Here is a 7,432-nt window from a genome sequence, read left to right as displayed (position 1 = left end):
ATTCCGTTACTTCGCAGGTAATGAAATCCTGTTAATTCCGTTAATAATCAAGGAATAAGGAGAAAATAGGTGGGTTTTGTCTGGAATAGTAAAAATCAGCCCGTTAGGATATTGGAAAGAGGATTGGAAGTCCAGAAAAGTGACAGTGGGAAAGTGATGAAATGAGGCTTTCAAAAAATGAAAGTATGTATTTTTCAGTTCAAAAGGTTGAATAACAGCATATTGACAGCACCGATGGAAGCTCCGTAAAGGCAACACCATTCCGTTCCTCAAAACTCATTTTGAAGACTCCGGAAAATGCGCAACAAATCTATTCTATCCTATCAAAAGAAGTAACGTCTTTTATACTGTACACGCTCCGTTTCTTACAAAAGAAATTACCCTCTGGTTGGCCTCGTCAATCTTTCTGTTGCTGAAAGGCTTCAGATAGGTTTCCGTCACCGTGATGGAGGAGTGCCCCATGGCTTCCGATATGATTCCGGGATGTATCTCGCAGTGATAAGCCATTGTGGCCCAAGTATGTCTCGCCGCATAACTACTGAGTGCCGACTGCATTCCCAAGCACTGCCTGAGTACTGCCAGCCGCTGGTTGAATGCCCTGAGTGCCGACTGGTATTCCCGGTATGCGGCTTCCGACCCTTCCTCACTTTGTAATATGGGGAATAAATAAGGAGAGTCCTTGTCCTTGTTTGCTATTATTCTCACCATCTGCATGGCTTCGGGTGTGAGTGATACGGTCAGCGCCCGTCCCGTCTTCCGTCGTCTGTACGATAGTATATTTCCCTGCAGGTCCCTTTTGTGCAGGTATGCCAGATCCACAAAGGGTATGCCCCTGAGCATGAACATGAGTACGAAGAAAATCCTTGTTTTCTGCTGTGTGTTTGGGAGCGTCCCTCCTTGCAGGCTCCTTTCCGTCTCCCTTACCAGGCTGCTGATGTCGGATGCCTCGAGCGCCTTCTTCCTGTCCGCCCGTGTGCCGGTATATACATGCTCGAACAGTCTGGGTACATACCGTATGTACTTTCTGTCTACCGCCCGATGATACACCGAGCGTACCGTCTTGATGTAGGTGGATACGGTGTTCCAACTGCAGTTCCTCTGCCTGAGGAAGTTTTCGAATCTCTTCAGTACGGTCGGGCTCAGCCTGCGCATGGGCATCGGTTGCCATTTGGTGAATGCCGAGAATGCATTCACCGCTGACTGGTAAATGTGTGCCGTCCCCCACCTGCCGCCTTCCCGGAGTTCCCCGATGACTGAGGAGAACATCTCTTGTAAGGTAATTTCATTTCTATTCATTTCCAATTTATTTATAAAAGGTTTACCTTACAAGTATATACAATTATAGCTGCAAATACAATGATTTCATATTCTTCATTTTTTGCAATATCAAGTGATTATTGCTGCAAGAGAAAAATGTTTAAGTCATGATAGGGATTGGATGAAGAAGGGAATAAGTAAGAGAAAAACGCTCAGGTATGTATTTCGCAGTACTTGGTATGGTACGAAGATTTAGAAGAAGAATATGCGTTGGAAGTAAAAAAGAATATAAATTATAGAAATAGATGGCATGTGATAAACAAGACTTCATTGTATTAGAATTCCAGTTTTTCTAATATCACAATAAAGAGGATTGTCCAAATCTTCTGTAAGTAGGACTGGCTCTATAAGGTTACTTATCTTGCGTCTAAGTTTCCACAATAGAGGAGTATCTTTAAAATAATCGTCATCCAGGCGTTCTACTATCACAGCAATATCTATATCGCTGTCTGCTCTATAATTTCCTTTACTGTACGAACCATAAAGATAAAGGGCCTTTAATGGTAACTTCTCCGCTACCATTTCCTTATAGCGTTTGGCAAGGTTTATAGCTTGTTCTTTATCCATAATTGCAACTCTTTAGTTTGGCTCAAAAGTTCAGCACAGTATTCTTTGGTTAAGCTCTTCATTAATCTTTCTTTATAAGAGGGGTAACGGGCTTCTATATTAAGAGGTTCAAGTTTGTCTATAAAGTCTAACTGCTCCTCCGACAATTGCTTGTCCAATCCCGTTCTCTCCGCAAGTCTGGATAGTGAATGTATCTTTAGAGGAACTTCCATTAAGCAATTAGTCCAATATGCTTTGAGAATTTTCTCTATTGTTTGATGGCACATGAACCGACATAGAGATAACGGCCTGTAAGCAGCATTGCATTCGCTGTTTCCAAATCATAATCTGACATCTCAATCCAATAAGGTTACTTTACTATCCATATTTCGAGTCTTTAGAACAAAGATAGTTATTATCCTTCAAACAACAATGATTTGCTACAACATTTTATCCGTTGGAACCATATTGAAGGTATTTACTTTAGTCTTATAATTATATTTTGCAAAGCCTGCTGCATTTCTACTCATTTCTAAATTGTTTATAGAATGAATATAAGATTCAAGAAAGAAACCATTAAAGCTTATTCCTTTGCAACCAAAGTTGGAAGAACTGATCATATACCTGGTAAATGCCTTTATCATAGGTAATAAAGTCTTTTTCCAGTAGTCCTTTTACAGCTGAAGAGACAGAACTGGCAGATTGCAACTTGTATTTACGCACAAAATCACCGCTTGAGATGGCCTTGGCTTTCCCTTCTGCCGCAATTGCCATAAATACAATACGTTGCTTTTCGGGCATCTGATATAATAAGGCATCATAGGTGTCGGCAGAAAAGTCCAGAAGGTCGTTAATGGCAGTATCTATCATTGAGGGGATACATATTTCTCCAGTTCCAGTCATGGAAAATAAAATGTTCATAACCTTCTGCATATACGAAGTTATACCATTGAAGCGCTCATATAGCTCTGTTACCACTAATGTGTCCAAGTGTTTGCTTACCCGTTCAAAGTGCTTAAGACAGAACTCTGCGTATTTATCAACAGAAATGGGAGGCAGGTTTATCAATGTGACTGATTGATAGAATGGACGTGCCGGAGAAGTAAACATTGCCCCCATCAGATGCCTATGGGACCCGGAGAAGACAAAGTGGGCATTGGAACAGCGTTGTATATGTGTCCGTAGTGCCGCTTCTATGTTGGGATCGTCTGCATATTTGGTTATTTGCTGGAATTCATCAATGGCGATTAGGCAAGGCTTCCCGGCATTATTCAGATAGGAGAATATCTCATCCAATGTTGCAGAGGGATTAGTTATAGCTCCCAGACCGATTCCCCAGGTAGGCTGTCCATTCATGTCGAATGTTATTTCGGAACGAAGGGAGGCCAGTACATTCAAGAAGGTACCCCATACGGATTTTCCTTTTGGACGTAGTTCATCCAGTACAGCCTTGCCGAAAACATTCACAAAATCGCGTACAGAGCTTGTGGCATAAATATCGATGATGAAAGTGTGGTAATGCTCCTTGATTTCCGGCTGTCCAAAACAATGCCGCAGCAAGTCTGTTTTGCCTAATCTGCGTGGGGAAATCAATGCAATGTTGTTCTCATTCGTCAAAAGTGAGACAATTTTAGCCGTTTCTTTCTCTCTGTCACAGAAATATTCCGGTGATACATAGCCGTTCGTAACAAATGGATTTTTCATATGATTATTGAGTTTACACGCAAATATAAGGAAAATATCACGATAATCATAAGATGATAATCATAAAACGATTATTATTGGAAATGTGTGGTTGACTATCATATGAAATGGCTATTCTTTTCCTCATCCAAAGAATAGAGGAATAGTAATAGCCATTTTCTGTTTTAATCTTGATATTCAATTTCTTCACCAAGAGCTTGACGTATCATATTATGTTCATTGCGATAGAGTTTACCATTACGCAGATAATAATAGTTAAAGTAACCGGCAAACTCAATAGTGGCATACTTTAGTGTATCTCCTTGATTATAGACTTTCCATGTACCCTCGTACGAACTGGAATCATCATATTGAATCAGGGTGGTGGAGTCGGCTCGAAGGTCGAATTGGATACCGGTTTCAGTAACGAATTTGCCTGGAAAAGGATGTGTAGCTGCTGACTTCTTACATGAAGAAAAGCAGATGAGTGAAACTGACACAGTCAAAATGAATAGTATTTTCTTCATATCTGATATTTATAAATGAAAGATTGAAAAAAAGGACGCCCTGCAAGAGGACGTCCCTTTTATTAAATTATATCAAGAATCTCTTCTTAATTATTTGGCACTCGGTGTACCGGCAGCCTTCTTAACGATGACTTTCAGGTTATCCTTGCTCAATACACCCCACTTGTAGTTGACATTTACAGTCAGGAACATGTTGTAGTCAACGTTAACCGGAGTACCATGGTTGTTGAAGTATGCCAAGTGAGTCGGGTCAGCTTTAGCTTCTGTAGCAGTAGACTTAGCTTTTGTCTCATCCCAGTTCATCATCTTCAATGAAGCATTGGTCGGCAACTTACCGTCAGTAGTACCCTCCTTATGCTCATAAGTGCTGGTTGCAGCATTCCAAGCCAAGCTGGTAGTGGTCTTATCAGTCAAGAACTTAACTTCACGCACAGCATAGTAGTCATACAAAGCATGTGCATAAACTTCATCACCAGTGGCCTTGTCAGCTACAGCAGCAGCTACCGGCTTATTATTCCAGTCAGTGAATGTGAAGTTCTTGGCAACGCTCAAGAAGCTACCGTCAATTTCAGCATCAACGAAGTTGTCGCTGATAGAACCGTCAATAGTCAACGGGTTGATGAAGTGTACCTCAAATTCTTGAACTGGAATAACATTGAAGTCATTGTATGCAACAACTAGCTGTACAGGAACTTCCTTGCCAATCAACTTGAGGGCGGCATCAGTACCGTTCCAGTTATCTTTTTCGTGGAGACGGATGATACTGGAGCATTCATTTACGTTATTACCTAATGTTTCATCATAATTCCAAGGCAAGTTCTTCTTGTTTTCTGTAGCATCAGCACCCATCAGGTTATTGATAGTGGCAGCCAAATCATTAGATTGTTTGTAATCCATAATATCTGCATCCGTTCTACCGATGTTGTTGTTGTCACTCTTGTCTTTGTCTTCTGCTGTACCTTCAGTCTTATACCACAATTGAGTTTTGTCATCGCTTGTGACAAAGTCTTTCAAATGCGGATAAGTAGTCAAGTCTTTCATGCGTGTTTCGTCAAAGATAAACTTAACCTCTGCACACTCACGAATATACTGGATGAATTGAGCCAAGTTGGCTGGCTTTTCTTTGGTCGGTTCGTATACAAAGCCATTAACCAAGTCAGCTTCGATGTGGCTATAGTCTTTCAGCGTACAACCGTCAGTAATACCCGGATATACATGCGGGTCTTTCTGTGTTCCACCGTCATTTGCAGTAGTGTAAACAATCGGATTCACATTGAAGACACCTTCGCCCTTACCATTCTTCCAGAATGTACCTTGGTATGCAAACTTCTGTGCAGGAACAACGATTGTCTGCTTGAATGTCTGCTTGATATCACCATTCAAACCAGCTTCGTCAATGTACTTAACGTCGATTTCGAATGTAGAAGCATAAGTCTTGGTAGACTCATTGTAAGCCAATGTACCAACAGTCTTCGGGTTCATAGCCCAAACTAAGTTGTAAGACGTATTGTCTTCAGCATCGTGCAATAAAGCAAATACAAGGTCTTTATTGTTTTTAATCGCTTCCTTACCGTCTTTGCCAACTTTGTCAGAACCTTCTTGCCAGTCAGTAGCCACCTTAGAAACAGCTAATTTAGACAAATCTACCTTCTTGCCGTCTTTTCTCAGTTCAAGAATCTCCATATCTGTATAGATGCTGTGGAACTGAGTCTTACTCATACTCTGACCACCGTCGAACTTAACCATATGATAGATCTTCTCGTTCATTTCCTTAGAGAACAACTGCTGGAACATATCCTTGCAAGTTACAGTATCGTTCGGGAATGTAATGGCAGCAATCGTTTGATCCTTTTCACCGGTCCAACGAATCTTGATATAACGTACAGCAATCATGTTGCCATTATTCTTGTCCCACAATTCAGCACGAATGATAGGTTCGCGACCGATGGAAGTCTTGGAATATTCTGTATCTCCCAACTCTACGTCGTAAACTTCAGACTTCAGCGTGTAGCCGTCAGACAAGATGCGGCCGAATGCCTGTTCGTCAGTCTTACGGTCACCTTGCAGATACTTAGCTTTTGCTAAAGAGAAACGGAATTCCAGGCCATAGTCGGCGTAGTTCGTCAATTCCTTGTGAGAAGCGTGTTGTTTGTCAGTATAAGTATAGCATACAGTAACCAACGTTCTCAAGTCAAGTGGACTGTCATATGACTGCTTAACATCAACCAATTGTTCGTTGCCTGATTTATACAAGCAGAGAGAGTCATGATAATGAACGTATTTACCATCCTGCATTTCGTCTGCAAAATCAGTCGTGAAGTCCTTCGTGAAGTCAATCTTCTTGTTAGCCAAATAAGGATATACAGTAGATTCTTCGATACGGCTGTATTCGGAATTTACAAATACGTCTTTACCAGCTTCTTTCTCAGCATCTGTCAGGTTTTTGTCAGCAATAGGAGTCTTCAGAGAAGCCATCCAGAACTTTTCAAGTTTACCTTCACCGTGAGCGCTACCGGTTGTGCCGATGCTCTTGCCTACGTAATCTGCATTCTTCTTATAAAGAACAGTCATTACACCGTCTTTTACATCGTAGTCTACAACTTCGAGAGGCTTGTTCTGAGAAAGTTCAGGAGCAGCCTTTGTTACGTTCTGAGAGGTAAAGCATTCAAACATAGGAAGCTTAACATCTTCTTTCATCACACCGATGCTCGGGCTAATCTTGTAGCTTACCTCATTCTTTTCGGTAGAAATGCTGAGTGCCTTGGCGCCCTTTACAGCAGTGTGGTCCAAAACCGGGCGATCAGTGTGCTTAGACGGGTCTGCTTCGTGGTCAGCATAGTTCTTGGCAGCAAAAACCTGCGGTGTATACGTCAGTGTCAGCAGTTCAATTGAAGGAATGCCGTTGATGTGCGTAGTTGGAATCAGCGTAAGGCTGGTCAATCGGTGACCAATCAAAGCCATAACTTTAACACTCAGAGTTTCGACATCTGTAGCCAATTTCTTCAAATCAGCTTCAGAAATAAACTCACTTGCCAGACTCTCCTTCAGTTCTTTGATCTTAGTGTCAACAACCTCTAAAGATGCCAGTTTTTCCATTTCTTTTTCCAAAGCATCTTGTAATTTCTCTAAATCAGCTTCAGATACTCCACCTTCGCTTGAACCAGCCTTATCCAGAGCTTCCTGAGCTTTGGCTTTGGCTTCGTTTGCGGCAGTTTTGGCTTCATCTACGGCTGTCTGCAAAGTAGCAACTTTTGCATTTAGGTCATCAAGTGAAGCTTTTTTGTCCAGTTGTCCTTGCAAGTCCTTGATGTCGTCATCATAGTCCTTACAAGACGTGAACGTTCCTGCAGTGCCCACCA

General features: G+C 41.6%; 6 protein-coding genes. All 6 read right to left on the bottom strand.

The features are described from left to right. Window positions 1-342 precede the first annotated feature (342 nt). Window positions 343-1,296, bottom strand: coding sequence for a site-specific integrase (locus DXD78_RS20640; RefSeq protein ID WP_117652948.1), 954 nt, complete (start codon window positions 1,294-1,296; stop codon window positions 343-345). 288 nt (window positions 1,297-1,584) lie between these two features. Continuing rightward, the gene (locus tag DXD78_RS20635) at window positions 1,585-1,884 is read right to left on the bottom strand and encodes a nucleotidyltransferase domain-containing protein (protein WP_009037334.1); all 300 of its coding nucleotides are present in this window, start codon (window positions 1,882-1,884) and stop codon (window positions 1,585-1,587) included. Further along, entirely contained in the window at window positions 1,863-2,150 is a 288-nt protein-coding gene (locus tag DXD78_RS20630; RefSeq protein WP_009037333.1) for a HEPN domain-containing protein, read from the bottom strand. The genes DXD78_RS20635 and DXD78_RS20630 overlap by 22 nt, the downstream gene beginning before the upstream one ends. Before the next feature lie 289 nt (window positions 2,151-2,439). Next, window positions 2,440-3,567 (bottom strand): ATP-binding protein, encoded by a 1,128-nt coding sequence (locus tag DXD78_RS20625; RefSeq protein ID WP_008661922.1) that lies wholly within the window; start codon window positions 3,565-3,567, stop codon window positions 2,440-2,442. Between the two features lie 164 nt (window positions 3,568-3,731). Further along, window positions 3,732-4,073, bottom strand: a complete 342-nt coding sequence (locus DXD78_RS20620; RefSeq protein ID WP_005825747.1) for a hypothetical protein — start codon at window positions 4,071-4,073, stop codon at window positions 3,732-3,734. Between the two features lie 90 nt (window positions 4,074-4,163). Next, on the bottom strand, window positions 4,164-7,430 hold the full coding sequence (locus DXD78_RS20615) for a hypothetical protein (protein WP_233534029.1): 3,267 nt from the start codon (window positions 7,428-7,430) through the stop codon (window positions 4,164-4,166). Window positions 7,431-7,432: the final 2 nt, after the last annotated feature.

It is taken from the genome of Bacteroides sp. D20 (assembly GCF_003436255.1).
GTDB lineage: Bacteria > Bacteroidota > Bacteroidia > Bacteroidales > Bacteroidaceae > Bacteroides > Bacteroides uniformis.
The sequence above is the reverse complement of the archived record's forward strand: the minus strand, read 5'-3'. Positions and strand labels throughout refer to the sequence as shown.

Bases quoted from the DNA above. Each gene is read 5' to 3' on its own strand.
- DXD78_RS20630 (WP_009037333.1), bottom strand. From the start codon at position 2,150: ATGTGCCATCAAACAATAGAGAAAATTCTCAAAGCATATTGGACTAAT.
- DXD78_RS20640 (WP_117652948.1), bottom strand. From the start codon at position 1,296: ATGAATAGAAATGAAATTACCTTACAAGAGATGTTCTCCTCAGTCATC.
- DXD78_RS20620 (WP_005825747.1), bottom strand. From the start codon at position 4,073: ATGAAGAAAATACTATTCATTTTGACTGTGTCAGTTTCACTCATCTGC.
- DXD78_RS20625 (WP_008661922.1), bottom strand. From the start codon at position 3,567: ATGAAAAATCCATTTGTTACGAACGGCTATGTATCACCGGAATATTTC.
- DXD78_RS20635 (WP_009037334.1), bottom strand. From the start codon at position 1,884: ATGGATAAAGAACAAGCTATAAACCTTGCCAAACGCTATAAGGAAATG.